The organism is Candidatus Paceibacterota bacterium (assembly GCA_035530615.1).
Taxonomy (GTDB): Bacteria; Actinomycetota; Actinomycetes; order Nanopelagicales; family Nanopelagicaceae; genus QYPT01.
The window spans coordinates 368,735-393,848 of the sequence record DATKUL010000001.1 but is presented as its reverse complement, the minus strand read 5'-3'; the positions used below and the strand labels follow the sequence as shown (position 1 = coordinate 393,848).

Genomic DNA, 25,114 nt, shown 5'->3' with positions numbered 1-25,114 from the left:
TGAATGACTCGCTAAGACTTGGCTTTATGAGTGGCTTAACTGGCTGCGGGTTGGGTATGGAAGGACCTGCGACTCTACGATAAGGGGGTGCTAAGACGGCGACGAACAAGTACGCAGATTCGACCGACGTGGGATCTACCCTCGGGCATCATTGACTTGCTCCAAATTGTGGACGCCGAATATCTGGTGTTGGCGCCCGGCGAAGTGATTCTGGATTCGTCCAAACGAACCGAAGCCCTGGGTCTTAGTAGAGACGGAAGATTGGTCTCAGACCAGATTCTCCCCCTTGTGCGGGCAGCCAGACGATCTGGACAGTATCAAGAGGCCACCGTCGCTCTGCCGCGGGGTCCAATTGGAGAAGGTACGCATGATCTACAGGTGAGGGTCTCGCCAATAGGCGGACAAGGACTAATCGTGGTTCTCATATTTGATGAGAGCGAATTTCGTCGCCTAGATGCAATTCGGCGCGATTTCATTGCAAATATTTCGCATGAATTGAAGACGCCAATTGGTGCTCTCTCCATTCTCAGTGAAGCAGTTCTGGGCGCCCGCGACGACCCCGATGCAATTGTTAAATTTGCAACACGGATGCAGGCGGAGGCAAAGAGACTTTCGGATCTTGTTCAGGAGATTATTGATCTTTCACGATTGCAGGATGATGATCCTTTAAAGAATGCGAAAGTTCTCAATCTCTCCGATTTAATCGCGGATGCGATTGATGCCTCTCGTATGGCTGCAGATTCGCGGAGTATTTCGCTGAGTTTTAGCGAGTCAGATGAATTCCTAGTCTTGGGGGATCGTCATCAAATTCAGATGGCGATTAGCAATCTGATCGAGAATGCGATCAACTACAGTCCAGATGGCACTCGAGTGGCAATCGCATTGCGAACTCAAGACGATCTTGCGGAAATTTCGATTTCGGATCAAGGGATAGGCATTCCAGAGAAGGACATTGAGCGGATCTTCGAACGTTTCTATCGAGTAGATCCAGCCCGTTCGCGCGCGACTGGAGGTACTGGTTTAGGTTTGTCCATCGTTAAACATGTTGTCGCAAATCATGGGGGAGATATTTCCGTATGGAGCGAAGAAGGTGCTGGTACGACTTTCACGATCCGTCTGCCCCTCTATCGCCGGGCAGAATCAAATAGTATTGCTATGTCACAATCGGAGGAAAAATGACACGAATCCTCGTCGTTGAAGATGAAGACTCTTTCTCGGAAGCGCTTTCTTATCTCTTGGGACGTGAAGGATTTGAAGTTGGAGTCGCTGACACTGGACCCAAAGCTATTGAGGAATTTGACCGTCACGGTGCCGATCTCGTTTTGCTGGATCTCATGCTTCCTGGGTTATCGGGAACCGAAGTATGTAGACAACTGCGCACGAGATCGAATGTTCCAATTATTATGTTGACTGCCAAAGACTCAGAAGTAGACAAAGTTGTGGGCCTCGAGCTTGGTGCCGATGATTACGTGACCAAGCCCTACTCTTCACGCGAATTGGTGGCTCGCATACATGCGGTTCTCCGTAGAAATAGTGATACAGGCTTCTCATCCGATGACGGACATGTACTTGTGGCTGGCTCGGTACGAATGGATACCGAGAGGCACATTGTGACCGTCGATAATGCCACTATCAATTTTCCACTCAAAGAGTTTGAACTCCTTGAGTTCCTTATGAGAAATTCTGGACGAGTGGTAACGCGTATGCAACTTATTGATCGCGTATGGGGAAGCGATTACGTAGGCGATACAAAGACTTTGGACGTCCACATTAAAAGATTGCGGTCAAAAATCGAGAAAGATCCTGCCAACCCTTTGTTAATCCAGACCGTGCGCGGTCTGGGTTACAAAATGGAGGCTTAGCGACCCAAACTAGAGTTAACTAGTGGGTGCTCCAACAAGTGCAAACTCGCCGGCGCGTTCGCGGACAATCACATCGAGTGTTAACTCCCCAGCAACTCCAAAGAATATGTGTAATTTGGTGCGTGTTCCAATAGCAGCGTTAAGACCAGGAATTGCTGCACTCGCGTTGGCGCTATCCCCGCTAAAGAACAGGGGCGTATTTTGTACGAGTGGTAATTCATTCTGTGAAAGTGTTGCGGTGATTCCATCGGCCATTATTCCGAGAAGCACATCGTCCTTCGAAGATCTATTTACGATCGAACCAACAAGAACTGCAGAACCATCAGGCTGTGCCACAAGCAACATCGAAGTCACTTTCAAGTCACTGCCGTAAGTGGTTATCGAACCATCCACACCGTCGGTAACTTGAGCGATCTGACTTGTCGCTGCGTCACTGCCAGCTCCACATGCGGTAAGCGAGAACCCCAGAGTTATAGATAGGGCGACGATTGCAGCGGTTCGCAGATGCATGTGGTTCTCCTCCAGGTATATGGGCTGCGTAATTCTCTCATGGCGCAAGGAATATCCAAGAAGCCGGTATTTTGCGCTTAAATCGGGGGTGATGGTGATCACTAATCGCTGGTATTATTAGGGCCTAACGAAGGGCATTACATGTCATTTAAGGTTGGCGAAACCGTTGTTTACCCCCATCATGGAGCGGCTCTAATCGAAGCGATCGAAACTCGTTTAATCAAAGGTGAAGAGAAGACTTATTTGGTTCTCAAGATTGCGCAAGGAGATCTGACCGTCCGCGTTCCATCCGAAAATATCGATCTAGTGGGCGTCCGCGATGTCGTAGATAGTGCCGGACTGGAGCGGGTATTTAATGTTCTGCGTCAGCCGTATACAGAAGAACCCACCAACTGGTCTCGACGTTACAAGGCCAACCTTGAGAAGCTTGCCTCTGGCGATGTAATCAAGGTTGCTGAGGTTGTGCGAGATCTCTACCGACGTGACCTTGATCGCGGACTATCAGCTGGTGAGAAGCGAATGCTGGCCAAGGCCAAGCAGATTCTTGTCTCCGAACTTGCCCTGGCCGAACGCACGGACGAAGAAAAGGCCGGATTCATTCTTGATGAGGTACTTGCTTCGTAACTCCCTTTGTCGGAAGGCTCTTCATGTCGCTGCCCCCCGTAGATAAGGCTGGCTACTCCGGATTTCGAACTGGAGTGGGTGTCGACGCCCATGCTTACTCAATGGATCATGACCGACCTATGTGGCTCGGCGGGATCCATTGGCCAGATGAGATCGGTGTCGAAGCCCATTCCGATGGAGATGTCGCCGCCCACGCAATCTGTGACGCACTCTTCGCGGCGGCGGGTTTGGGAGATCTCGGCTCCAATTTCGGGGTGGATAGACCAGAGTACAAAGCCGCATCTGGTGCTCAACTCTTGGCCGAGACTCTGCGAATCATCCGTAGCGCCAATTTTGAAATCGGGAACGTGAGTGTGCAAGTCATCGGCAACCGCCCGAAACTGGGTGCTCGTAGAAGTGAGGCCGTTGCCGCACTTTCTCGGGCGCTCGACGGCGCCGATGTTTCGATTTCAGGGACAACGACAGATGGTTTGGGATTTACGGGTGAAGGTCGTGGCTTGGCTGCTATCGCCTCTGCACTAATTTACACTGCTTCTTAATTATCACTATCTAGAGGATTGGTTGACCCGATGAGTTCGTTCGCGTTGTACGACACGATGTCGCGTACAACGAAACCATTTCTCCCAATTAAAAAAGGTGAAGTAAGCATTTATTTGTGCGGTGCAACGGTTCAAGCCTCACCGCACGTTGGTCATGTCAGAAGTGCCATCAATTTCGATATCCTCCGTCGTTGGTTGATGAAATCCGGATACGAAGTGACCTTTATTCGCAATGTCACCGATATTGATGACAAGATCTTGCATAAGGCGATCCACGAGAAAATGCCTTGGTGGGCTCTGGCCATGAAGTACGAGCGCGAGTTTGCGGCCGCCTATGAAGCCCTCAACGTCATCGCTCCCACGTACGAGCCGCGGGCAACCGGACACATCACTCAGATGATCGACTTAATGGCCAATTTGATGGAAAAGGGAGTTGCCTACGCACCCGGCAATGGGGATGTCTACCTTCAGGTACGCAAACTCAAATCGTACTTAACCCTCTCTCGACAGAATGTGGATGACCTGCAATCTGCAGCAGATGCTGAAGAGACCTTTAAGAAGGACCCGCGCGATTTCGCAATGTGGAAAGCCGCGAAAGAGGGAGAACCGTCTTGGCCGACTCCCTGGGGTCCGGGCAGACCAGGTTGGCACTTGGAGTGCTCGGCTATGGCGCACGCGTATTTAGGGGAAGCTTTTGATATTCACGGTGGCGGTTTAGATCTAATTTTCCCCCACCACGAAAATGAGATTGCACAGTCGCAAGCGGCGGGATGGGCATTTGCAACCACATGGATGCACAACGCCCTCGTGACTGCGTCGGGTGAGAAGATGAGTAAGTCTCTCGGCAATTCGATGCAGGTGAAAGCAGTTCTCCAACACGTGCGACGCATTGAATTGCGCTGGTATCTCAGTAGCGCGCATTACCGATCGATCCTTGAATATTCACCTGAGTCGCTCGAAGAGTCTGCCACGGCATTTCGTCGTCTTGAAAGTTTTCTCAAGCGCGCCTGCATAGCCTTAGGGAAAGTTCCGGCTCCAACTCTTTCGCAAGAATTTACTGATGCAATGAATGACGATTTGGCTGTACCACAGGGACTGGCCCATATTGCCGAAGCACTTCGCGTAGGAAATATTGCAATAACCGCCGACGACCAAAAAACATTGGAATTGAAGGCGTCAGAAATTCGCGGGGCACTCGATGTTCTTGGTTGCGATCCTTACGACTCAGTCTTTGCAACCAGTGATGGGACCGATCTTGAAACGGCACTTTCTGGCACGATCGAACTCGCCCTGGCGCAACGTCTTGCGGCACGCGCGCGGAAGGATTTTGCTGCATCCGACCAGATACGCGACGAACTGGGCGAATTAGGAATCATTGTTGAAGATACGCCGCAAGGACCACGTTGGTCGATAAAACCTAAGGAAGAGCGGAAATAACATGGCTGGAAATTCAGAGCGTCGTGGCGCGGTACGTTCATCCAAAAAGGGTGCGACAACGGGTACCGGCGGGAAGAACAAACGTCGCCTCGCCGGTAAAGGACCTACCCCGAAAGCTGAAGATCGCCCGTATCACGCTGCTGCGAAGCGAAAGAAAACTGCTGGGGCCAAGGAGACTCGGCCCCGTGCTCCTCGTCAGAAGAGCGAGCGTCCAAAGGGCGGCGGTGAATTGGTTGCCGGTCGGAATGCAGTTGTTGAAGCACTTAGGGCAGGAGTTCCCGCTACGGAATTGATCATTGCCAGAAGCATTGACGTTGACGACCGCATCACTGAGTCATTGAAGTTGGCGATGGCAATTCACCTTCCAATCAGAGAAGTACATCGCGCCGAAGTTGAGGGCCTCTCTGGAAGCAGCCAGGGAGTCTTGCTGGCAATCAAGCCATATCAATACTCAAGTTTTGAGGAGATAGCGGTTCGAGCAAAGAGTCCGATGTTGATCGTTGCTCTTGACGGTGTGACTGATCCACGAAATCTGGGAGCCATCGTCCGAAGTGCGGCCGCATTTGGTGCGGACGGAGTTGTCATGACCGAACGCCGCGCCGCGGCAATGACTGCATCGGCTTGGAAGAGTTCGGCTGGCGCCGCTGCACGAATGCAGATCGCGCAGGTTTCAAATTTGTCGCGCGCGATTGATGCGGCAAAGAAGTTGGGCTGTTTCGTAATCGGACTTGATGGCGAATCTGAGAATTCTTTAAGCAAGATGAAACTTGCCAAGGAGTCAATCATGATCGTTGTCGGTAGCGAGGGAAAGGGACTTTCTCGACTTGTCAAAGAGAAATGCGATCTAGTTGTTGCAATTCCGATGAGTACAACTACAGAGTCGCTCAATGCGAGTGTTGCAACATCAATCGCACTTTTCTGGGTGGATGAGCAACGCCGCACACAATGAAGTTCTCACGACTCATCGCTTGCGGAGATTCCTTCACTGAAGGAATGTCTGATCATGTGGTGAACGGCGAGTATCGTGGTTGGGCAGATCGAGTTGCAGATGTCATGTCTGAGCAAGTTCCAGATTTCACTTATTTAAATTTGGCGGTACGGGGAAAGTTGGTCAGACAGGTTGTCCAGGATCAGATTCCGGTCGCTCTTACTTATGTGACAGGCCCCGAGACTCTTCTCTCCTTCCATGCTGGGGCCAATGATGTGCTGCGTCCCAATTACAGAGCAGAGATAGTCCTACCGCTCTATCGACAAGCAGTTCGCGATATTTCGAAATCTGGGGCAACGATCCTTCTCTTCACCGTGCTAGAAAGAACCGATCGGACGGGCAAGACCGCGGATCTCTGGGAGTCCCGCTTCCGTGTGTTCAACGAGAATGTCCGATCGGTGGCCAGGGAAGTTGGCGCCGTAGTGGCAGATGCCAATGCGGAGAATGTCCTAAGCGATCGTCGCTTTCTTGCCGATGACCGGCTCCACCTCAATCCACTTGGACACGATCGAGTGGCGCAAGGTGTCCTGGAAAAATTAGAGTTTCCGCACTCAACGAATTGGCGAGAGCCATTAGCGCCACGCGCGAAGGTGGGAATTCGGGAAAGAATAGCTTCCAACTTTCGTTGGTGTCTGATTTTTTTGCTCCCGTGGATGTGGCGACGATTTCGCGGAAAATCTTCCGGGGATGGAAGATCGGCAAAACATTCGATCCCAGTTTCCTGGAAAAGCCCGCAGAATAGTGGCTAGGCGGCCTAGTCTGGTCTGAATTTCTTCAATCTCAAATGCGCTGACATAATGCGCTGGTAAGAAAGGCCTCCCTAGCTCAGTGGTAGAGCATCCGCCTTGTAAGCGGAAGGTCGTCAGTTCAATCCTGACGGGGGGCTCCATTTGTCCACAGTAATTCAGAATCTTTACCAAGCTCATTAGTTTGTGCCATACTTAAGCCATAGTTCCCCACCGTCCTCCGGGACTGGTGGGGCTTTTTCATATAAGGAATCATTGTGCTTAAAACAACAGTCATTATGGACTACCAGAATGTTCACATTACTGGTTCCAAATTGCATGGTTTCAATCTCGGGCATCATCAGCATTACATTGATCCAATTAAATTTGCAGAAGAATTAATTGAGAAGCGAAATTCAAGGATTAAAGAAGGTTTCTCATCGGCCACAGTTTCCAAAGTTTTAGTTTATCGTGGTTTGCCATCAAACGTTCATAATCCAATTCAATATGCGCGCAATCTTGCGCAGGCCGCTTTTTGGGAGCGCGATAAACGGGTCATCGTTACTCACCGCCCTTTGAAATATACATTTGAGAGAGATGCTTCGGGCACACCTGTTTTAGATAGTAGCGGCGAGAAAATTCCGATTGGTAAACAAGAAAAAGGCATTGATGTTTTGTGTGCACTTGCACTGGTCCGGGAAGTGAGGACTGCCGACTTAGTGATCCTCGCGTCCCAAGATACAGACTTAATTCCAGCTATTAATGAAGCAACTTCTCTGAGAATAGGAAAGGTAGAAACCTGTTCCTGGTACCTGAAAGGGAATCACTCAAGTAGGGAGATTAGGTCTGAGTCCTCGGCAGTGTGGAATACGAGGTTGAATGCCGCTAACTTTGAAAAGGCCCGCGATATTAATGATTACAGTAAAAACTAGTGTTGTCAGATTCACCCAAACAAATCATTTGCCACGATCGTGGATCCCATAAAACACTGAAGGCCCCCACGCATGGGTGGCTTAGAAGAAGTACTTGATGAAGAGCCAGATTGAGGCTCCAAATCCAACACTCATGACAAGCACTCTGTAAAATAGCGGAGACATCTTGGTTGCCCACCGGCCACCGAGGGTTCCGCCGATGCTCGAACCAAGGAACAAGGCAAAGGCAAGCGACCAGTACACGTGACCGCTAAATACGTAGACGATGTTTGATGCGATGCTCGTGACTCCGACGATGATATTTTTTGCTGCGTTGAGAGTTGCTGGATCTTTGGGGTTTCGCGCCAGAGATGTAATCACCATGACACCCTGACCAGGTCCGAAATATCCGCAGTAAAGCCCACTTGAGGCAATGCCAAGTGTTTCGGCAATTTCATTGCGTCGGCTGAGGCGAGGTTTGGTTGGCAGTAGAAGGGTGAGTGTGGCTGCCAGCAATAGAAATGGAACGACGTGTTCGAAGATGTTTGGGGGAAAGATTAGGAGAAGTGTCGCTCCAATTAAGGCGCAGATAGTGGAAATGATGATGAGCCGTTTATAGTCCTTAATAAGTTTTACTGCAGTGTGCTCTCCGGCTCGAATAGCAAATAGATTGGCGCTGGAGACACCCAAGGCATTTGTAATTGCCGCATCAACGGGAGGAAGTCCGAGTGCGAGCAGGACTGGGTAGGAAATGAGAGAAGCCCCACCAGCCATTCCGTTGATTGTGCCGACGACGAGCCCCGCAATGACTGTGATTGCAAATCCCAGCATCCAGGACCCCTAGTTCCTTCTGGCCCAATAGCCAAGACTGGGAGCATACCTTTGCCTTAGACTCACCGTAGTGATTTACTCGTAATCGAGCGCCAAGAACGGAGTGACCATGGCAAATAAGGAACAGAAGAGCAACGCGAACCAGAAGAAAGAACCAAAACTCTCTCTCAAAGAGAAGCGTGCGAAGAAGCAGGAGAAGAAAGAGAAGAATAAGTAGTTCGTTCTGGCTTAGTCGTCCTCTTCATCCTCTTCATCATCTTCTGGCTGTGTTGTGGGTTTCGGTATTCCAGAAGGTTTTATTGTTGTGGGTGCAGGAGATACCGTAACTGAAAGTGAAAGTCCCTCATCATCGTCGCTTTCGGAAGTTGGAAGCGACGATGGGAGTGATGACGGACCAACTAGTGAATGCTCTGAATTTTTTCGGCCATCAGAATCATCCTCATCTACCCCACCTGGGGCAAGCGCGGGGTTGCTGATGGTTGATGCAGGCTTTACTGGAGACGCATCGCTCTTTCCTGTTACGACCTCACTGATGGCGCCGGCAACTGCTTTAACAACTTTTGCGCTCTGGTGGCCCGCACTCACTATGGGAGCCGGTCCTCTTCCTGTAACAGCAGCGGCGGCAAGGGATGCAGAAGCCAGAATTCCCACTGAAAGAATTGATGTGACCACAGTTCGTCTCGTGTGAGAGATCCTGCCAGTGAGGAGCTGAACTGGCTGGCCAATCTCAGACGGAAGTACCGGTGGAATCGAAATAGGTGAAAGATCGTGTACATGCGAGAGTAGGTTAAGCGTGCTTCGCAATTTCTCAAACTCGGGTGCAGCGTTCGACTTGAGATTGTTGATTAAATCTTCGCTATCTTCCAGCGAAAAATCTTTATTTTTATTCATTCTGCATCACCCCCTTGAGAGCATTTCGTTAAGCTGTTTGAGTCCGCGGTGCGTTAGTACCCTTACATTTCCAGGTGTTTTACCTACGATTTCAGCCACATCATTTACTTCCAGGTCTGCAACTACCCGTAGCATGATGATTTCTGCGTACTCTTGCGGCAATTTCTTAATCAGATCCATGACCTCGACCATTGTGGAGTTCTCACCCATCCAATCTCCATCATGAAGTTCGGACGTGACTCCTTCTCGCTTTCTTTTTCGCGCCAGGTCAGTGGCGGAATTTCGAGCAATCGTGTAAATCCATCCCCTAAAGGCCTTGGAGTCACCGTCAAAGCCCTTAATTGACGTCGCAACTTTGATCCAAACTTCCGAGGAGAGGTCTTCTGGATCATTGGTAAACATGGCGAGGTAGCGGACCATGCGTGGCTGGAAGTGTCGCCACAGAAGGGTGAATGCTGAATCGCTGCCACGGATTGCCTCCTCTACTAGTTTGTCGTAATCAGGCAGATCGGATGGAGCATCGGTGAACTCTTCACTCTGCTCGTGCGCATTGCCGATCTTTTCTTCTGACTCTTCCATCTGCCCCTAACCCTTTTGCGGTGTTGCCTCAAAGATTAACTCTCTTCAGCCTTCGCGGATGCCCAGCGGCGAGGAAGAGACGATTCCCGAGTCGTCATCGCCCTCATCGCCCTCATCGCCCTCATCGTCTCCATCGTCTCCATCGTCTCCATGGTGGGAGCTGGTTTCAGCGGGGAATTGGAGTGGGGGCCATGGCGAGGTGGCGGTGCTTGTATCAAAGCGTGGGGTGTGGTCTGCGTCGATTTCAATGCGGGGTACCACGGTTGAGGTGTCGAACTGGAATGTAGGAACAACTGTGCTCGTATCCAGGATCAGTACACCTACCCCGCCCTTGATTTTGATCGGTTCGACCTTTTTTGCGTGCTTGGGGTGAGAGTTTTCTTTCTTGTGATTGTCAGCCTGGGCCAGAGCCAGATTGGAACCAGAGAGGAGCAGGGCTCCTACCGCGATGGCGGCGAGATGGTTCCGGTTGAGGGCTTTCATGGCAATCCTCCCAATGGGGTTAGTGGGGTATGTGGGTATCTGGTGCTTAGAACGATTGGAAAGGCCCCTGCGTTACAACCAACGAGTGAGATTTTTGACTCAGTAGACTTGCAGGATGATGGAGCCAGGCACTTTCCCAGCGGAGGCATTTAAAGATGTCTTAAGCGCAAATAAGGGTTTTGTCGCGAATTTCCAAGGCCGAGAACTCACGGGGACGGCGGCGCAGGGCTTGGCGATCGTGACCTGTATGGATTCGCGGATTAACCCCCTTGCTGTAGTTGGGATGGCGTCAGGGGATGCCAAGATTTTGCGAAATGCCGGTGCCCGGGTGACAGAGGATGTACTACGCACTCTGGTCCTTGCGACTTACCTGCTGGGAGTCGATCGGATTCTGGTCATGCCTCATACCGACTGCCGAATGGCGCAGAGCAACGAAGCGGATATTCACGCAACGATCTTTGAACAGTACGGAGTCGATACTCGCAGCCTTGAATTTAGAACGGATCGAGATCAGCGCCAGGCGCTCGCGACCGATCTCATGCGGATTCGCTCGTACCCGCTTCTGCGAAAGGGCGTGGTGGTGGCTGGCGCAATTTATGACGTGAGCACTGGAGTATTAGAGCCGTTGGATTGCTGAACTGATGAAGCTGAAAGTCACCCTTTGGTTTGCCAATGTTTTTGGTGCTCTTTCCAGGCTAACTGGGCGGGGCAGTGGCGTCATGGTTACCGGGCGGATAATCCTCAAACTTATGCCCAGTGCGGTTGCTACCCTCTCCAAGAATCGCAGAATTGTTCTCATCACCGGAACTAACGGCAAGACCACGACAACTTCTCTCATCTGCAATGCGCTGAGCACGACAACCAGAACGATTAGCAATTTCACGGGGGCGAATCTCTTCGCGGGTGTGGCAACCGCCCTGGGCCAAGATACAAAGGCAACAACTGCAGCACTTGAGGTTGATGAAATGGTTCTACCGTGGGCCATCACTCAGACCAGGCCGGAATTGGTTGTTCTTCTCAATCTTGGGCGAGACCAACTAGATCGCCTCTCGGAAGTCCGCTCTGTTGCGCAGAAATGGAAAGTGGCTCTTCTTGGACTACCAGCGAATTGTCAGATACTCGCCGATGCAGATGATCCCTTTGTCGTCTGGGCCGCGCAAGATTGGTCAAGAGTCATCTGGTTTAGTGCTGGGACAGCGGGGCATATGGATGCCTCGACCTGCCCTGTTTGCGGGCACGTTTTGGGGTGGTCTGATGGTGGAAACTCTTATCACTGTGAATGCGGCTTCAAGAAACCCAATCCAGAATGGGTTTTAAAGGATGACACTCTGCGCGGTCCGCACGGAGAGATGATCGAAGTGGTGAGTCGAATCCCCGGGAGAGCGGCACTTTCAAATGCAGCTCGGGCGATCATTTCTGCTTCTGTGATGGGAGTTCCCTCAGCCACTGCGGCAAATGCGGTTTCAATGGTTTCGAGCGTCGATGGACGTTTTGGCGAATTGCACATCGGCACAACTACTTTCCGACTTCTTCTTTCCAAGAATCCCGCAAGTTGGCGGGAGACCTTAGCGACGAGTTCGACGAGTGGTCCCGAGACGGTTCTCCTCGCAGTAAATGCGAATACGCAAGACGGCAAGGACACATCTTGGCTTTGGGATGTTGATTACTCGCCACTGCGCGGGAGAGTTGTCTTAGTTACTGGCGAGCGGGGCATTGACGTGTCAGCGCGACTAACCGTCAATGAAATTCCGCACCGGCTGGTTAACGACGAATTAGAGGCGGCGCGGGTGATAGGAGATAGGAAAGCGGATTTGATTGCTTCATATACCGCCTTCCACCGATTGTCGAAGTCGGTGAGACGCAGATGACTTTTTCTATCATCCATCTTCTCCCAGAATTGTTAGGAACATATGGAGACCGTGGCAATGTTGACATCTTGAGTTGGCGGCTTAAGCAGCGCGATATCGCGCACGAAGTTCTAACAATTGGCATTGGAGAAAAGGTTCCAACAAGTGCTGATCTCTATCTCCTGGGTGGGGGCGAGGATGATGCGCAGATTGCAGCCAAGGAAATTTTGGCGCGAAAAGATGGAATGAAGAAAGCGCTGGAGAGTGGTGCACATATATTTGCCGTCTGCGCGGGATTTCAAATATTAGGAATGAATTTTCCGGCCTCAGGAGGGCGGATAGTTCCTGGACTTGAATTGATCGCAGTCGAAACCATCTCTGCAGAGTTACGTTCGGTGGGGGAAGTAATTTCTGAACCGACTATTCCGATCGCCACGTTGACCGGCTTTGAGAATCACAGTGGGCAGACCCGTCTGCTCGAAGGGATGCAGCCCCTTGGACAGGTAGTACATGGAATCGGCAATGGGGCAGGAAGCAATTCTGAGGGCCTGGTGACAGATCAAGTAGTCGCCACGTATATGCATGGTCCAGCACTGGCGCGAAACCCAGAACTAGCAGATTGGATACTTGAAAGAAAGTTGGGCGCGATGTCACCAATCTCCGCACCAATATTCGAGCAACTTCATGATGAGAGAGTGCGAGCAGTCACCCACTAATTGACTTCGGGATTAGTTCTTCTAAATGGCTGACGCGTAATGGGCGGGTTCAGATCGTTGAGGAATTGTTTGATGACTGCCTGAGTTAGGGCCGGTTTTTCCTTAAGAACAAAGTGCGACGTGCCTGGAATGATCGCTAACTGCCCTTGTGGAATTGCCCGGTACATAGACGCGGTATGTTCGATCTCCATCCGCTCGTCGTCACCCGCCATAATGAGGGTCGGGCAGGGAATTTTTGCCAGATCATCCGGTGTTAACGTCGGTTCGCTATTCCAGATATCTCTCATACGACGCACTTTCTCGTCGAGTGATTCTGGTGCATCAGGTGATCGCTGCGCATGTTCTAATCGGTCTGCTTCAGATATCTCCCACTCCTCAATTGGTTCTCCGTTCTGCGCGAAGTGAAAATTGGCACCTATCGCAACAATTGACTTCACCAGTTCTGGTCGCGTGATTGCCACTAGCAGGGCGATGATTCCGCCGTCACTCCACCCAACTAGGTGAGCCGGCTCTTTCACGACATCTGCGAGATAGGCAATTGCCTCACTCGTTTGGAATTCGTAGTGAAGGCTCCCGGGCCGATCTGCAGTTCGACCGTGGGCGGTACGGTCATAGGCATAAACGTGGTGGGTATCAAGAAAGGCAGGGAGTAAATATTTGTCGAAGTCCTCTGTTGCGCTCAAGCCCCCGTGCAGCAGAACAAGTGCCTCTCCGTTATTGGCCCACTCGGAATTCCAGATTTGGTGACCGCGGAGATCTATATACCGCTGATTCACGACCTCTCCTCTCAAGGTGCATCCTGGTTCTGTGATGAGTTTAGAGGGTGGCATGGCACACTTCTCTACATGCATGAGTTCACCCATGAAGTCGAGGTACTCGCAGATGAAGTGTTGGCCTACAGTCTTCATCGTCTTAAGACTGATCCGCCGTTGGACGGACCCCTCTCTGAGTCTCAATTATTTGAGGCAGTTGGAAACACGATTACCGCACAGGGTCTGGGTGGTCATGCGGCCCTTGAAGTCTTTACCCGAGTCCTTGCGAAAGCGTGTATTTCAACGGATCATCCGCGCAACCTAGCCTTCATTCCATCTGCTCCTAGCGAGTACGCCAACCTTTTCGATCTCGTCGTTGGTGCCAGTGCACTCTATGGAGGTTCGTGGCAAGAGGGCGCCGGCGCGGTATTTGCAGAGAATCAGGCACTTCGATGGTTATCGGATCTTGCGGGATTGCCAGCGAGTTCGGGCGGTGTTTTTGTGCAAGGCGGGACAGTCGGAAACCTTTCTGCCCTGGTTGTCGCTCGAGCAGAGGCGAGAAAGTTATGGCCTGAAACAACTCGATGGGCGATTGCTTGCAGCCAAGAAGCTCACTCGTCTATCTCATCGGCCGCTCAAGTTATGGATGTGGATGTATTGGCTATCGCACCTGATGCTGAAGGAAAATTGCAGGGTGCCGATGTTGCGCGAGAGATTGACAGATATCACGCATCGCAGCAGACACGAGTCTGCGCAGTCGTGGCTACCGCAGGTACTACGAATTTAGGAACCATTGATGATTTAGTTTCAATTGGACCTGTAACAAAAGAACGTGACATTTGGTTTCATGTAGATGGCGCTTACGGATTGGCGGCAATGTGCTCGCCAACTGTTCGAGAGAAATTTCTCGGCATCGAACTTTCGGATTCATTTATCGTCGACCCACACAAATGGCTCTTTGCGCCATTTGATGCTTGCGCATTGATTTACAGAAATCCAAAATTGGCGAAGGCAGTTCATACGCAGCACGCTTCTTACTTGGAAACTTTGCAAGAAGAAGATTCTTGGAATCCTTCTGATTATGCAATCCACCTGACCCGTCGCACTCGTGGGTTACCTTTCTGGTTCTCACTTGCGGCGCATGGAACAGATGCCTATGCCGCGGCGATTGAGAAGACAATGGAAGTTGCTCGTGCCGCGGCGGAGAAAATCCGTTTGCATCCCAGGCTCGAACTTCTCCGAGAGCCAGAACTCTCTGTTGTGGCCTTCACCCGCAAAGGGTGGGCAAGCACTGACTATCAATCCTGGAGTGATCATCTTCTGGCCAATCAGATCGGGTTCATCCCACCCTCTGCCCATCACGGCCAACCCATCCTCCGCTTTGCCATCGTGAACCCCTGGACCAAGGTGAGCGATATCGAACTCATCTTGGAGACCCTCTGAATCCCCACATTTCGGACGGGATTGCTTTAGGCTTGCCCATATGGACGAGAGCGCAGTGATTACTTCTACTCCCACTTCCACGACCCTGAGCGACCTTGAGGTACGGATCTTGGAGTTTGAGCGCAGTTGGTGGCGCTACGCCGGGGCTAAAGAGAGCGCTATCAAAGAGCTCTTCGACCTTAGCGCCCCTCGTTACTACCAACTCCTCAATGACCTGGTAGATCGGGAAGATGCCCTCCTGGCCTCTCCTATGCTCGTCAAACGGCTGCGCCGACTCCGTCAGGCGCGGATGAGTGCGCGCTCGGCCCGCTAAAGCCAACCAGCGCCGATTTCTCAAGAGGCTTGCATTTGCCCACTGGCTAGCCCTGCTCTAGATTTAGCGTTAGCACTCTAGGGGTGTGAGTGATAAATCCCCCCAATAACGATAGAAAACATAGGAGCGAAAACAACTATGGCAAAGCAGATTGCCTTTAACGAAGAGGCCCGTCGTGGTCTAGAACGTGGCATGAACATTCTGGCGGATGCGGTCAAGGTAACCCTCGGACCTCGCGGGCGAAACGTCGTCTTGGAGAAGAAGTGGGGAGCACCCACCATCACAAACGATGGCGTGTCCATTGCAAAAGAAATCGATCTGGAAGATCCATGGGAGAAAATCGGCGCAGAGCTGGTTAAAGAAGTTGCCAAGAAGACTGACGATGTAGCAGGAGATGGAACAACCACTGCCACCGTTCTGGCTCAAGCACTTGTCCGTGAAGGTCTTCGTAACGTGGCAGCCGGTGCCAATCCAATGGCACTGAAGCGCGGAATTGAGAAGGCTGTTGAAGCAGTCGTTGCCGAACTAGTGGCAATGGCGAAGAACGTCGAAACCAAAGAGCAGATTGCAGCTACTGCATCCATCTCTGCGGCCGATGTCACCATCGGCGAGATGATCGCCGAAGCGATGGACAAGGTTGGTAAAGAGGGCGTTATCACCGTCGAAGAATCAAATACGTTCGGACTCGAACTTGAACTCACCGAAGGTATGCGCTTCGACAAGGGTTACATCTCTCCATACTTCGTCACTGATTCTGATCGCATGGAAGCCGTTCTTGAAGATGCTTACATCTTGATCGCAAATTCCAAGATCACAAATATCAAAGACCTGCTGCCAATTCTTGAGAAGGTAATGCAGTCAGGCAAGCCACTTGCAATCATCGCCGAAGATATTGAAGGCGAAGCACTTGCAACTTTGGTAGTAAATAAGATCCGCGGAACATTCCGTTCCGCAGCTGTCAAGGCTCCAGGATTTGGCGATCGACGTAAGGCAATGTTGCAAGATATTGCGATTCTTACCGGTGCGACCGTCATTTCTGAAGAGGTCGGCCTCAAGATGGATCAAGCAGGTATCGAACTTCTGGGCCACGCGCGCAAGGTTGTCATCAGCAAAGATGAAACAACCATTGTCGAAGGCGCTGGAGATGCTGATCAAATCAAGGGCCGCGTTACACAGATCCGTGCTGAAATTGAGAAGAGCGATTCTGATTACGACCGAGAGAAGTTGCAAGAGCGCTTGGCTAAATTGGCCGGCGGAGTTGCAGTTATCAAGGCCGGCGCTGCTACTGAGGTAGAACTCAAAGAGCGCAAGCACCGTATCGAAGATGCCGTCCGTAACGCAAAGGCTGCAGTTGAAGAAGGCATTGTCGCCGGTGGCGGAGTTGCACTTCTACAGGCAGCCAAAATTGCATTTTCGAAGTTGAAGCTTGAGGGCGATGAAGCGACTGGTGCAAAGATTGTTGAATCATCTATCGAGGCTCCGCTTAAGCAGATTGCGATCAATGCAGGACTTGAAGGTGGAGTTGTTGTCGAGAAGGTTCGCCATCTTGAGCCAGGCTTCGGTCTCAACGCTGCTACAGGTGAGTATGTTGACATGATCAAGGCCGGGATCATTGATCCAGCCAAGGTGACTCGCTCTGCATTGCAGAACGCGGCATCTATCGCGGCACTCTTCATCACAACAGAAGCTGTTATCGCGGATAAGCCAGAGAAGAAGTCAGCAATGCCTGCTGGTGGTCCGGGCGGCGGGGATATGGACTTCTAAATATCTTTACCCTTTAAAAAGAATGCGCCTCGGGAGTCAAACTCTCGGGGCGCATTCTTTCTATAGAAGTATGTATTCCTACTTATGCCAGAGGCTAAATCAGAAGTTAACTTTGTGAAAATCGTGTGAATATCTCAAATTTAGTTCTGTGAACTATTTTTCTTCTTTACACTGAACGCTTCCCTAAGATCGGAGAACACGTGATTTCGAGAAAGACATTTAATGTAATAGTCGCCGCCAGTTCTGCATTGCTCATTGTTGCCGCAGCATCGCCACTCGCTATGGCTTCAGAGGGCAAGGGCAACCAAGGAAAAGGCGGAAAGAAAAGCGAAATTTCATCCCCCTCTATTCCTTCCGCACCAAAGTGGAATAACCGAAGTCTAGAAAATAAGGGTAAGAAATTTGAAAATGAAGGCAAGAGTTTGGAAGCACAAGCGCGTGCTCTGGCCAAGAAGTTCACAAAGAAAGGCAAAACCGATCCTGCTATCACCGCAGCGCTCACTGTTTATCAGAACGCGAGAAATGCGGCTGTCGCAACTTTCCAAAATGCGACCAAGGCAGCACGTGATGCTTTCCAGGGTGCTGCTGCACCAGCAGTCGCAATAGAGAAGAGCGCAATTGATGCAGCTAAGACTGCCTACGCTGCCGCTCTTGCTGCTGCAACTACTGAACAAGCCAAAGAGGACGCCAAGAGTGTATTTAAGGCAGCGGTGAAAACTGCTGAAACTGCTTACAAGAGCGCAACTGCAGCCGCACTTGCAACATACAAAACTGCGGTAAGCACTGCCCAAGTGGCATTGAACACTGCGTTGCAGGCTGCCAATACTGCCTTCCGTGCCGCGATTGCCGCGCTTCACCTCGCTACCCCAACAGCATCCCCAAGTGCATCCCCAACTTCGAGCACGTCTCCATCCCCAAGTGCATCCCCAACTTCGAGCACGTCTCCATCCCCAAGTGCTTCTGCGAGCGCATAAATCGTTCAAAAAGCCTACGAAAGGACTCCCGATTACCTCGGGAGTCCTTTCTGCTTTACCCTTACCCCATGGCATGGTTAAGGAAATCTGCGGGCTCATTTGATGCGCTCGATCTAGCGCGGGCAGCACTTATTGAGGGCGCTGCTGAAGCCAAACATGTCGGAGATTTCATCTCGGAAGATGTTGATACCAAAGGCAGGATGGCAAGTTACCTCTTTGAAGCCTCATTGCCCGGGTACAAAGGCTGGCGCTGGGTTGTAACCGCGATCAAGGTTGACGATAAGAGCGAGCCGACCATCTGTGATGTCGTTCTGCTTCCAGGGCCCGATTCGCTTCTTGCACCTGAGTGGATTCCGTACGCAGACCGTATTCAGCCCGGCGATATTGGAGTCGGCGACATACTGCCTTCATCACCGGATGACACGCGATTGGTGCCTGGTTTGGCTGCCCTGCCAGGAGATGAAGAGTTAGAGGAGATTCAATTTTGGGAACTTGGTCTCGGCCGTGCACGGGTGATGTCCATAGAAGGTCGCGATCAAGCCAGCAAGCGTTGGTACACGGGTGACTACGGCCCAGACGCGCCGATTGCCAAGGCCGCCCCTAAACCATGTGTCTCTTGTGGTTTCTTTATCCATATCGCAGGCTCACTTCGAGGAGCCTTTGGAGTATGCGCAAACGCGATTTCACCGCAAGATGGTCATGTGGTCTCAGTTGACCACGGATGTGGCGCTCACTCTGAAGCGACGCTGTAACTAACCCTAGGTCGCTTTTACTGCTTCGGCCTACGTATGTACTCTTCCCATATCTCCATCGCCTGTTCAACAGAAAGCCCACGTATCTGATCCTGATGCAAACCGATGCTGTGCTCGAGTCTATCCAGCAACCACTTGGGGGCAGGCGAGTCCATTGGTTCGGGTGTTGCAACAACGTCGCCAACTTTGTCACCGAATAATTCGAGAACATCGAACAATGCTGTTCTTTGAGGTGAGGACGGAGCAGATGCAATTCTTTCCTTCATCTCATCGTAGATATCGGAGTCGCTGCGAGCGCCAATGGCCCAGACCTGAGCTATTTCGATCATCTGGCCGCCAGATTCATCTTTCTTGCTTCTCCAAATAATGCGCCAGGTCCGATCTCCCACTGTGAGTTTGCGCCACCCCATGAGATCACCAAGTAAAGGCTCACCAGCCTCGGGGTTAAGTTCCAAAATCAACATTTTGGCGATGATCTTCCGCATAACTGAAGGGTCAAGACGAAATAACTGATTTAGGTCATCAATGGCAGGATCGGTAAGCCGAATGTAGGCCAAGGCTCTAGGGCTCTAGCTTCTCAGTAGGAGCGGTTGGGTTATTTTTGAGAGGCTGCGAACTCAGCAGCTGCCTCTGCGCGAAGTTCCGCCGGATCAAAGCCAAAATGTTTGATGACCACATCGATGTCGGTACGGTTGCCGTTGTCAGTGGCAACGCGACTTAGGACTAATGCTGCGCTTTGGAGATCGCGCTCAAGTTCGGCAAGTTTCGTGATGCGCTCAATCCCGACAATGACAGCTTGTGGCTTGCCGTATCGCTCAATGACAAAATCTGTACCAGCGTTAGCGCTGCGTACAACGGAGGGCAGACCACGTTCGGCCGCCTCGGTGACAGAGAAGGTCTCGGCGTGAGGGAGTAGGGTAAACATGTCTTGAACTGTACAGGATTCTGTATAGATTGCAAGAGTCTCGAATTTAGCGCTGTGCAGCCGTGCCGACGGAACTGCGTTTATTGATTAATCATTGTTCCCCGCGCAGGGCCACTACGGTAAACTCGTCCTCTGCCCGTAATTTCCGTGCGGCTCACACGAGTTGAGTTATTTAAAGGAGTGTTCCCCATGCCTACAGGTCGCGTGAAATGGTTCAGCCTGGAAAAGGGATTTGGATTTATCGCCTCAGATGAGGGCGAAGATGTTTATTTGGCTGCAACCTCTCTTCCAGAAGGCGTGACCACTGTCAAGCCCGGAACGAAACTGGAATTTGGCGTTGCCGACGGCCGTCGTGGACCGCAAGCCCTTTCTGTACGAGTAATCGATGCTCCGCCGTCACTGGTCGCAAACAATCACGTTAACCCTGATGACCTTGCCGCAATGATTGAAGACACTATCAAGATCTTGGACAAAGTTGGAAATGGCCTGCGCCATGGACGACATCCATCGGCAGTTGAAGCTGAGCGACTCGGAAAAGTCCTGCGCGGTATTGCCGGCCAGCTAGAGGCTTAAATGCCGGTTCTGCGTGCTCTGCGAATTGTGTAGAGCATCCCTGTCAATCCAAGAAGCGCCCCGATGAAGCAGGTCCAGATCACTTTCGATTCTGCATTAATTGCGATCGCGATTGCGCCCGCGACAATCCAAGCGCTGATGCCGAAAGATAATAATTTTACGACCGATCTCACATACTGAGCCATATCTGCATCGTAGCCCAAGGGCCACCTCTCTAATGGCGGTAGGGTGTCTTTAGGAGGTCCGCCCGGTGCGTGTGAAAGAGAATGGTAATTGGCGTTCTTTTCGCCATCGTAATTTTAGAATCCTCTTCGCAGCAAATACGATTTCAAATATTGGAAGTTGGGCGCAGAGAATTGCCCAAGATTGGCTTGTACTCGAACTTACAAATAACAACGGCTCGTATTTGGGACTCGTGACCGCGCTGCAATTCACACCTGTTCTCTTTTTTAGCCTTCATGGTGGCGCGCTCGCAGACCGATTTGATAAACGGAAAGTTCTCATTTTCACCAATGTGGGCGGAGGATTGTCTGCGGGAATATTGGGATTGCTGGTAACAATTCACCAAGCGCGACTATGGCACGTTTTTGTTCTTGCGTTTGCTCTTGGAGTTGCAAATGCTGTTGATAATCCCGTTCGCGCGAGTTTCATTACCGAGGTTGTGGGTCACTCTGATGTCGGTAATGCAGTTAGTCTCAACTCTGCAAACTTCAATGCTGGTCGCCTCATTGGGCCTGCGCTGTCGGGAGCCTCAATTGCCGTCTTTGGCACCGGTCCTTCCTTTCTGCTTAATTCAGGCTCATATCTCATCGTAATAACTGCCCTCTTAACTCTTCGAAAGAGTGAATTCTTCTTCATGCCACGGAGCACGAGTATGGGTAGCGTGAGAGAGGGCATACGTTATGTAAAGGCCCGTCCCGATCTCTACGCAATAATGATTGTCGTCTTCTTTATGGCGACGTTTGGGCTCAATTTCCAAATCTTTAACGCTCTCGCTGCGACAAAAATATTTCATCGCGGAGCCGCATCCTTTGGATTGCTCGGAACAATCATTGCAATCGGTTCACTTAGCGGGGCGTTGCTTTCCGCCCGCTTAGAGCGATTTAGAAAGACGATGTTTGTTGTTTATGGAAGCCTCTCCTTTGGAGTGGCTCTCATGATTTTGGCTCTGATGCCCACCTTTACTCTCTACGCAATGTGGTTGCCTGTTTGTGGTTTTGCAACGCTCACAACCATGATCGCCGCCAATTCCCTGATGCAAGTGAATACGGACCCAGTACTCCGCGGACGAGTTATGGGTATTTATCTTTTTGTATTCATGGGCGGCGCACCACTGGGTTCTCCGCTAGTTGGATTTATGGCTGAGCGCATAGGCGTACGACCGACAATCGCAAGCGGCGGATTAATTACTGTTTTCGCCGGGCTTTTTGTGTGGAAGCGATATCGTCACAGAGTTGAAGTGCCCCCGGACTTCTCGATCGATGTTATTTTACCGCCCATTTATGATGATAAGGGCTAGAACACCAAAGAGCGTGATCAGAGTAATCAGTCGTCGAGTTCTGTAATTCACTTCTTATCCTGACCAATAGTTTCCTGACCAATAGATTGGTCCGAAGGTATCGCGACAACGCTCGCCATCGCAACAATTATCAGGACGGGAACCAAGAGAAAAGCGCGGGAGATTCCCAGATGGTCTCCCAGGACGCCAAGTAAAAAAGGTGCACCTGCGATTGCAAGACCTGCCGCTAGTGAACTCTTTCCAATTGCCAGATCGGGGCGATCTTCGCTAAATCTAATGAGTCGCAATGAAGCCAGGGCAAATTGCATTGAAAGACCTACACCAACTGCAAATAGACTAATGAGTGAGAACCATAAAATATGCGAAGACCAGAGAGCTGCAAAGCCGACTAATTGAATGATCATTGCGGTTAAGAGTTTCTTGTCGAGTGCATATCTGCGAAGCAGATGTGGGCCAAACCACCTCCCGATTCCCATGCCGGTTCCGATAGCCATGATTGAGATGGTTGAGATGGCCGCGCTCGACCCGAGCCGCTCTCGGAGTAGGGCAGCGGACCAGAAAGTAATTGCGAATTCGCTGGATATACATGCAATAAATCCAACCCATGAGATCCAGAATTTGCTGTTTAGCGAGCCTCTTTGGTGTCCCACTGGATCAGGTATGTGTTCGGCTGCCATTGCTCGATGGGTGAGCAGGTAGAGGATCACGCTGGCCGGAATGACGGCAAGCAGGCCAAGCCGCCAACTGAATGAGGTGCCTGCGATCATTCCAGAAGTCAGAGTTCCAAGGATGTAACCAATTGAGCCTATGCCGCTGGATTGCGAAATCGCTTTTGATGCGTCTCTTGAGTAGTGGTGCGAAAGTTGGGTGACCATAACGTTTATCACGATTGAAGTTCCAAAGCCCGAGATAAGCGTTGCAAAAAGTGTGAGTTGAATAGGTGGGGAGATGACAAAAATGAAGACTCCGGTACAGAAAATTGCCATACCCAGCCACGAAGTTGTAGCACGCCCAACCCGATGAACGATTCGAGGGCCCATCAAGCCGGCGATGATGGAAGCGATACCCATTGCCGTTCCATGCAGGCCCGCGATTGCCAAGGAGGTGTGTTGTTGCGCTCTAAGTAGTGATTGTGCAGGTCCGAAACCACCCAGGTAAAAATTGAGGACAGCAACCTGGAGTGATATCGCCCAAAAAATGCGCTCTCCCTTAAAGATCATTGCCCCATTATCGATTGTCAGAGAGCATTAACGACAAATTCAATACAGGAGGTAAGCGCATCAATATCGCTTGGCTCTATAGCTGGGAACATACCAATGCGGAGTTGGTTTTTGCCGAGTTTGCGATACGGCTCGGTATCAACGATTCCGTTTGCGCGAAGAGTGGATGCAATCTTGGTCGCATCAATTGAGTCATCGAAATTGATTGTGCCTACGACGTTTGATCGCATGGATGCATCAGTCACGAATGGTGTTGTATATGAAGTTTTTTCCGCCCATGAGTAGAGACGTGATGCGGAATCGGCACTTCGTCCCGCGGAGAAAGCCATCCCGCCATTCTGGTTCATCCACTCAATCTGCTCGGCGAGAAGGATGAGAGTTGCAACAGCAGGGGTGTTGTAGGTCTGGTCCAGTCGACTATTTTCAATGCAAGTCACGAGATCGAAGAATGCAGGAATCCAACGACCATCAGCCTTGATTTTTTCGGCCCGTGCGATTGCGGCAGGACTCATTAAGGCAAGCCAGAGCCCACCATCTGACGCGAAAGATTTCTGGGGCGCGAAGTAATAGGTATCAAATTCCTTTACATCCACAGTCAATCCGCCCGCAGCACTTGTTGCATCGACGAGAACGAGTGCGCCATTGGTCCCGGCAGGTCGCAGGATTGGCATAGATACGCCGGTACTTGTCTCGTTCTGGGTGAGTGCGTAAACGTCTACACCATCTTCGGCTTGGGAGATTGGATGTGATCCCGGCTCAGATTTGATGATAGTGGGATCGCCCAGGAAGGGCGCCTCCTTTGCTGCAGCTGCAAATTTCGAGGAGAACTCGCCAAAGACGAGATGTTGGGAACGCGATTCTATGAGACCAAAAGTTGCGATATCCCAGAACGCTGTCGAACCACCATTTCCAAGTACTACTTCGTACCCCTCTGGCAGATCAAAGAGTGAGGAGAGCCCCTCACGGACTCGGCGCACGACGTTCTTAACGGGCTTCTGCCGATGCGAAGTTCCTAGAATTGATGTACCGGATTGCGTCAATGTGTGTAGCGCTTCCGGACGGATTTTGGAAGGGCCACAACCAAAGCGGCCATCTGTAGGTTTAAGGTTTTCGGGGATCTTTATCTCGCTCACAAGCGCAAGTCTATGGGTAGCGGCGAGTGATCTCCCATTCGCTTGCCTTCGCTGGAACTTCCATATCCATATTCTGGACATCGCGCTGGTATTGCACCCGATCGTGGAGCCGAGAATACCGACCTTGCCAGAATTCGATTGTTTCGGGAAGGACGCGGTATCCACCCCATTCACTCGGAGTAGGAACAACACTTCCCTCGGGCCATTTCTCCGCCGCAGATTTCCAGCGATTTTCCAACTCTTCGCGAGAAGAAAGGAGTGCAGATTGCCGACTTGCCCATGCGCCGATCTGATGAGACCAAGGTCGCGATGCAAAGTACTGCTCGGATTCAGATCGTGAAACTTTTTGAGCAACTCCAGTGATACTCACCTGTCGTTCCATGGCGTACCAGGGAAAAAGGAGCGCTACGTTTGGCTGGGAATGAATGGCTCGGCCTTTGCGAGAATTGTAATGAGTGAAAAAAGTGAAACCGCTCTCTGAAACATCTTTAAGTAGGACAGTTCTCGTGGAAAGCCCGCCCTCGTGATCCACGGTTGTGAGAACCATCGCATTTGCCTCAACGATCATGGCATTTTCATGTGCTTCCTTCAGCCACTGGGTAAATACCTCGAAAGGATTTTCGACTAGGGACCCCATGCCAGTCTCGCTATAAGAGCGGCGCATGGCGGCGATTTCGGTACGGTCTAGTTCACTTCCCATAGATGTATCTAACGTCACTTTCCAAAACTTGGCATCTTTATGCCTGGTGGGGCAATGATTGGTACACAGCACTCTCAACTAGGGGCAGAATTGTCACCATGAG

30 protein-coding genes and 1 tRNA gene are annotated in these 25,114 nt (G+C 51.1%); 19 read left to right on the top strand and 12 right to left on the bottom strand.

What is annotated here, in order from left to right; translation table 11 throughout:
- The first annotated feature begins 87 nt into the window (after window positions 1–87).
- Together VMW30_02065 and VMW30_02060 are read left to right on the top strand one after the other, a co-directional pair.
- On the top strand, window positions 88–1,179 hold the full coding sequence (locus tag VMW30_02065; GenBank protein HUW87152.1) for an ATP-binding protein: 1,092 nt from the start codon (window positions 88–90) through the stop codon (window positions 1,177–1,179).
- Window positions 1,176–1,862, top strand: coding sequence for a response regulator transcription factor (locus tag VMW30_02060; GenBank protein ID HUW87151.1), 687 nt, complete (start codon window positions 1,176–1,178; stop codon window positions 1,860–1,862). The genes VMW30_02065 and VMW30_02060 overlap by 4 nt, the downstream gene beginning before the upstream one ends.
- A 15-nt stretch (window positions 1,863–1,877) precedes the next feature.
- On the opposite strand, the gene VMW30_02055 is transcribed toward VMW30_02060, so the two are convergent.
- The gene (locus VMW30_02055) at window positions 1,878–2,372 is read right to left on the bottom strand and encodes a hypothetical protein (GenBank protein ID HUW87150.1); all 495 of its coding nucleotides are present in this window, start codon (window positions 2,370–2,372) and stop codon (window positions 1,878–1,880) included.
- A 141-nt stretch (window positions 2,373–2,513) separates the two neighbouring features.
- Here VMW30_02055 and VMW30_02050 point away from each other — a divergent pair, with 141 nt between their 5' ends.
- The 7 genes from VMW30_02050 to VMW30_02020 all read left to right on the top strand — a co-directional run bounded on the left by VMW30_02050 (window position 2,514) and on the right by VMW30_02020 (window position 7,617).
- Window positions 2,514–2,996 (top strand): CarD family transcriptional regulator, encoded by a 483-nt coding sequence (locus VMW30_02050; protein ID HUW87149.1) that lies wholly within the window; start codon window positions 2,514–2,516, stop codon window positions 2,994–2,996.
- A gap of 23 nt (window positions 2,997–3,019) precedes the next feature.
- Window positions 3,020–3,535 carry a 2-C-methyl-D-erythritol 2,4-cyclodiphosphate synthase gene (gene ispF, locus VMW30_02045; protein ID HUW87148.1) on the top strand — a complete coding sequence of 172 codons (516 nt, stop codon included), beginning with the start codon at window positions 3,020–3,022 and terminating at the stop codon, window positions 3,533–3,535.
- 30 nt (window positions 3,536–3,565) lie between these two features.
- On the top strand, window positions 3,566–4,972 hold the full coding sequence (gene cysS, locus VMW30_02040) for a cysteine--tRNA ligase (GenBank protein HUW87147.1): 1,407 nt from the start codon (window positions 3,566–3,568) through the stop codon (window positions 4,970–4,972).
- A 1-nt stretch (window position 4,973) separates the two neighbouring features.
- Window positions 4,974–5,921, top strand: a complete 948-nt coding sequence (gene rlmB / locus VMW30_02035) for a 23S rRNA (guanosine(2251)-2'-O)-methyltransferase RlmB (protein HUW87146.1) — start codon at window positions 4,974–4,976, stop codon at window positions 5,919–5,921.
- Window positions 5,918–6,709, top strand: coding sequence for an SGNH/GDSL hydrolase family protein (locus tag VMW30_02030; protein HUW87145.1), 792 nt, complete (start codon window positions 5,918–5,920; stop codon window positions 6,707–6,709). The genes rlmB and VMW30_02030 overlap by 4 nt, the downstream gene beginning before the upstream one ends.
- Window positions 6,710–6,774: 65 nt before the next feature.
- A tRNA-Thr gene (locus VMW30_02025) sits at window positions 6,775–6,849 on the top strand.
- Window positions 6,850–6,963: 114 nt separating this feature from the next.
- Complete coding sequence (locus tag VMW30_02020; protein ID HUW87144.1) at window positions 6,964–7,617, top strand: hypothetical protein; 654 nt, start codon at window positions 6,964–6,966, stop codon at window positions 7,615–7,617.
- Window positions 7,618–7,698: 81 nt separating this feature from the next.
- Here the strand turns inward: VMW30_02020 and VMW30_02015 are convergent, their stop codons facing one another.
- From VMW30_02015 to VMW30_02000, 4 genes are all read right to left on the bottom strand, one after another.
- Complete coding sequence (locus tag VMW30_02015; protein HUW87143.1) at window positions 7,699–8,427, bottom strand: sulfite exporter TauE/SafE family protein; 729 nt, start codon at window positions 8,425–8,427, stop codon at window positions 7,699–7,701.
- Between the two features lie 228 nt (window positions 8,428–8,655).
- Window positions 8,656–9,318 carry a hypothetical protein gene (locus VMW30_02010; protein HUW87142.1) on the bottom strand — a complete coding sequence of 221 codons (663 nt, stop codon included), beginning with the start codon at window positions 9,316–9,318 and terminating at the stop codon, window positions 8,656–8,658.
- A gap of 6 nt (window positions 9,319–9,324) precedes the next feature.
- Window positions 9,325–9,897, bottom strand: a complete 573-nt coding sequence (locus tag VMW30_02005; GenBank protein ID HUW87141.1) for a sigma-70 family RNA polymerase sigma factor — start codon at window positions 9,895–9,897, stop codon at window positions 9,325–9,327.
- Window positions 9,898–9,942: 45 nt separating this feature from the next.
- A complete protein-coding gene (locus tag VMW30_02000) occupies window positions 9,943–10,380 on the bottom strand; it encodes a hypothetical protein (protein ID HUW87140.1) in 438 nt (145 codons plus the stop codon).
- Between the two features lie 118 nt (window positions 10,381–10,498).
- On the opposite strand from VMW30_02000, the gene VMW30_01995 reads away from it, so the two are divergent.
- Genes VMW30_01995 through VMW30_01985 form a run of 3 tightly spaced genes read left to right on the top strand, consistent with a single transcriptional unit; the run spans window position 10,499 to window position 12,943 of the window.
- Window positions 10,499–11,017 carry a carbonic anhydrase gene (locus VMW30_01995; protein HUW87139.1) on the top strand — a complete coding sequence of 173 codons (519 nt, stop codon included), beginning with the start codon at window positions 10,499–10,501 and terminating at the stop codon, window positions 11,015–11,017.
- Between the two features lie 4 nt (window positions 11,018–11,021).
- Window positions 11,022–12,248: a MurT ligase domain-containing protein gene (locus VMW30_01990; protein HUW87138.1), complete on the top strand. Its 1,227-nt coding sequence runs from the start codon at window positions 11,022–11,024 to the stop codon at window positions 12,246–12,248.
- Complete coding sequence (locus tag VMW30_01985) at window positions 12,245–12,943, top strand: glutamine amidotransferase (protein HUW87137.1); 699 nt, start codon at window positions 12,245–12,247, stop codon at window positions 12,941–12,943. Before VMW30_01990 ends, VMW30_01985 begins: the two co-directional genes overlap by 4 nt.
- Here the strand turns inward: VMW30_01985 and VMW30_01980 are convergent.
- Window positions 12,940–13,719: an alpha/beta hydrolase gene (locus VMW30_01980; protein HUW87136.1), complete on the bottom strand. Its 780-nt coding sequence runs from the start codon at window positions 13,717–13,719 to the stop codon at window positions 12,940–12,942. The genes VMW30_01985 and VMW30_01980 overlap by 4 nt on opposite strands.
- A gap of 69 nt (window positions 13,720–13,788) precedes the next feature.
- Here VMW30_01980 and VMW30_01975 point away from each other — a divergent pair, with 69 nt between their 5' ends.
- From VMW30_01975 to VMW30_01955, 5 genes are all read left to right on the top strand, one after another.
- A complete protein-coding gene (locus tag VMW30_01975; GenBank protein ID HUW87135.1) occupies window positions 13,789–15,138 on the top strand; it encodes an aminotransferase class V-fold PLP-dependent enzyme in 1,350 nt (449 codons plus the stop codon).
- Window positions 15,139–15,178: 40 nt separating this feature from the next.
- Window positions 15,179–15,451: a DUF3263 domain-containing protein gene (locus tag VMW30_01970; GenBank protein HUW87134.1), complete on the top strand. Its 273-nt coding sequence runs from the start codon at window positions 15,179–15,181 to the stop codon at window positions 15,449–15,451.
- Between the two features lie 138 nt (window positions 15,452–15,589).
- Complete coding sequence (groL, locus tag VMW30_01965; GenBank protein HUW87133.1) at window positions 15,590–17,215, top strand: chaperonin GroEL; 1,626 nt, start codon at window positions 15,590–15,592, stop codon at window positions 17,213–17,215.
- A 200-nt stretch (window positions 17,216–17,415) separates the two neighbouring features.
- Window positions 17,416–18,189 carry a hypothetical protein gene (locus VMW30_01960; GenBank protein ID HUW87132.1) on the top strand — a complete coding sequence of 258 codons (774 nt, stop codon included), beginning with the start codon at window positions 17,416–17,418 and terminating at the stop codon, window positions 18,187–18,189.
- Window positions 18,190–18,257: 68 nt separating this feature from the next.
- Complete coding sequence (locus VMW30_01955; protein ID HUW87131.1) at window positions 18,258–18,941, top strand: DUF3027 domain-containing protein; 684 nt, start codon at window positions 18,258–18,260, stop codon at window positions 18,939–18,941.
- Window positions 18,942–18,958: 17 nt separating this feature from the next.
- Here the strand turns inward: VMW30_01955 and VMW30_01950 are convergent, their stop codons facing one another.
- On the bottom strand, window positions 18,959–19,498 hold the full coding sequence (locus VMW30_01950) for a type II toxin-antitoxin system RelE/ParE family toxin (GenBank protein ID HUW87130.1): 540 nt from the start codon (window positions 19,496–19,498) through the stop codon (window positions 18,959–18,961).
- Between the two features lie 38 nt (window positions 19,499–19,536).
- Window positions 19,537–19,866: a prevent-host-death family protein gene (locus tag VMW30_01945; GenBank protein ID HUW87129.1), complete on the bottom strand. Its 330-nt coding sequence runs from the start codon at window positions 19,864–19,866 to the stop codon at window positions 19,537–19,539.
- A 189-nt stretch (window positions 19,867–20,055) separates the two neighbouring features.
- Here VMW30_01945 and VMW30_01940 point away from each other — a divergent pair, with 189 nt between their 5' ends.
- The gene (locus VMW30_01940) at window positions 20,056–20,439 is read left to right on the top strand and encodes a cold shock domain-containing protein (protein HUW87128.1); all 384 of its coding nucleotides are present in this window, start codon (window positions 20,056–20,058) and stop codon (window positions 20,437–20,439) included.
- Here VMW30_01940 and VMW30_01935 read toward each other — a convergent pair.
- Complete coding sequence (locus VMW30_01935) at window positions 20,436–20,624, bottom strand: DUF2530 domain-containing protein (protein HUW87127.1); 189 nt, start codon at window positions 20,622–20,624, stop codon at window positions 20,436–20,438. The genes VMW30_01940 and VMW30_01935 overlap by 4 nt on opposite strands.
- Before the next feature lie 65 nt (window positions 20,625–20,689).
- Between VMW30_01935 and VMW30_01930 the strand changes: the two genes are divergently transcribed.
- Complete coding sequence (locus tag VMW30_01930; GenBank protein ID HUW87126.1) at window positions 20,690–21,958, top strand: MFS transporter; 1,269 nt, start codon at window positions 20,690–20,692, stop codon at window positions 21,956–21,958.
- Window positions 21,959–22,005: 47 nt separating this feature from the next.
- Here the strand turns inward: VMW30_01930 and VMW30_01925 are convergent, their stop codons facing one another.
- The 3 genes from VMW30_01925 to pdxH are packed head-to-tail and all read right to left on the bottom strand — an operon-like array spanning window position 22,006 to window position 25,029.
- Entirely contained in the window at window positions 22,006–23,178 is a 1,173-nt protein-coding gene (locus VMW30_01925; GenBank protein HUW87125.1) for an MFS transporter, read from the bottom strand.
- 17 nt (window positions 23,179–23,195) lie between these two features.
- Window positions 23,196–24,311 (bottom strand): phosphoserine transaminase, encoded by a 1,116-nt coding sequence (gene serC, locus VMW30_01920; GenBank protein ID HUW87124.1) that lies wholly within the window; start codon window positions 24,309–24,311, stop codon window positions 23,196–23,198.
- 10 nt (window positions 24,312–24,321) lie between these two features.
- Window positions 24,322–25,029, bottom strand: coding sequence for a pyridoxamine 5'-phosphate oxidase (pdxH, locus tag VMW30_01915; protein ID HUW87123.1), 708 nt, complete (start codon window positions 25,027–25,029; stop codon window positions 24,322–24,324).
- Between the last annotated feature and the right edge of the window lie 85 nt (window positions 25,030–25,114).

Excerpts from the sequence above, each read along its gene's own strand:
- VMW30_02060 (HUW87151.1), top strand. The coding sequence starts at position 1,176 with ATGACACGAATCCTCGTCGTTGAAGATGAAGACTCTTTCTCGGAAGCG.
- VMW30_02055 (HUW87150.1), bottom strand. The coding sequence starts at position 2,372 with ATGCATCTGCGAACCGCTGCAATCGTCGCCCTATCTATAACTCTGGGG.
- VMW30_02050 (HUW87149.1), top strand. The coding sequence starts at position 2,514 with ATGTCATTTAAGGTTGGCGAAACCGTTGTTTACCCCCATCATGGAGCG.
- ispF (HUW87148.1), top strand. The coding sequence starts at position 3,020 with ATGTCGCTGCCCCCCGTAGATAAGGCTGGCTACTCCGGATTTCGAACT.
- cysS (HUW87147.1), top strand. The coding sequence starts at position 3,566 with ATGAGTTCGTTCGCGTTGTACGACACGATGTCGCGTACAACGAAACCA.
- rlmB (HUW87146.1), top strand. The coding sequence starts at position 4,974 with ATGGCTGGAAATTCAGAGCGTCGTGGCGCGGTACGTTCATCCAAAAAG.
- VMW30_02030 (HUW87145.1), top strand. The coding sequence starts at position 5,918 with ATGAAGTTCTCACGACTCATCGCTTGCGGAGATTCCTTCACTGAAGGA.
- VMW30_02015 (HUW87143.1), bottom strand. The coding sequence starts at position 8,427 with ATGCTGGGATTTGCAATCACAGTCATTGCGGGGCTCGTCGTCGGCACA.
- VMW30_02010 (HUW87142.1), bottom strand. The coding sequence starts at position 9,318 with ATGAATAAAAATAAAGATTTTTCGCTGGAAGATAGCGAAGATTTAATC.
- VMW30_02005 (HUW87141.1), bottom strand. The coding sequence starts at position 9,897 with ATGGAAGAGTCAGAAGAAAAGATCGGCAATGCGCACGAGCAGAGTGAA.
- VMW30_02000 (HUW87140.1), bottom strand. The coding sequence starts at position 10,380 with ATGAAAGCCCTCAACCGGAACCATCTCGCCGCCATCGCGGTAGGAGCC.
- VMW30_01995 (HUW87139.1), top strand. The coding sequence starts at position 10,499 with ATGGAGCCAGGCACTTTCCCAGCGGAGGCATTTAAAGATGTCTTAAGC.
- VMW30_01990 (HUW87138.1), top strand. The coding sequence starts at position 11,022 with ATGAAGCTGAAAGTCACCCTTTGGTTTGCCAATGTTTTTGGTGCTCTT.
- VMW30_01985 (HUW87137.1), top strand. The coding sequence starts at position 12,245 with ATGACTTTTTCTATCATCCATCTTCTCCCAGAATTGTTAGGAACATAT.
- VMW30_01975 (HUW87135.1), top strand. The coding sequence starts at position 13,789 with ATGCATGAGTTCACCCATGAAGTCGAGGTACTCGCAGATGAAGTGTTG.
- VMW30_01970 (HUW87134.1), top strand. The coding sequence starts at position 15,179 with ATGGACGAGAGCGCAGTGATTACTTCTACTCCCACTTCCACGACCCTG.
- groL (HUW87133.1), top strand. The coding sequence starts at position 15,590 with ATGGCAAAGCAGATTGCCTTTAACGAAGAGGCCCGTCGTGGTCTAGAA.
- VMW30_01955 (HUW87131.1), top strand. The coding sequence starts at position 18,258 with ATGGCATGGTTAAGGAAATCTGCGGGCTCATTTGATGCGCTCGATCTA.
- VMW30_01945 (HUW87129.1), bottom strand. The coding sequence starts at position 19,866 with ATGTTTACCCTACTCCCTCACGCCGAGACCTTCTCTGTCACCGAGGCG.
- VMW30_01940 (HUW87128.1), top strand. The coding sequence starts at position 20,056 with ATGCCTACAGGTCGCGTGAAATGGTTCAGCCTGGAAAAGGGATTTGGA.
- VMW30_01935 (HUW87127.1), bottom strand. The coding sequence starts at position 20,624 with ATGGCTCAGTATGTGAGATCGGTCGTAAAATTATTATCTTTCGGCATC.
- VMW30_01925 (HUW87125.1), bottom strand. The coding sequence starts at position 23,178 with ATGATCTTTAAGGGAGAGCGCATTTTTTGGGCGATATCACTCCAGGTT.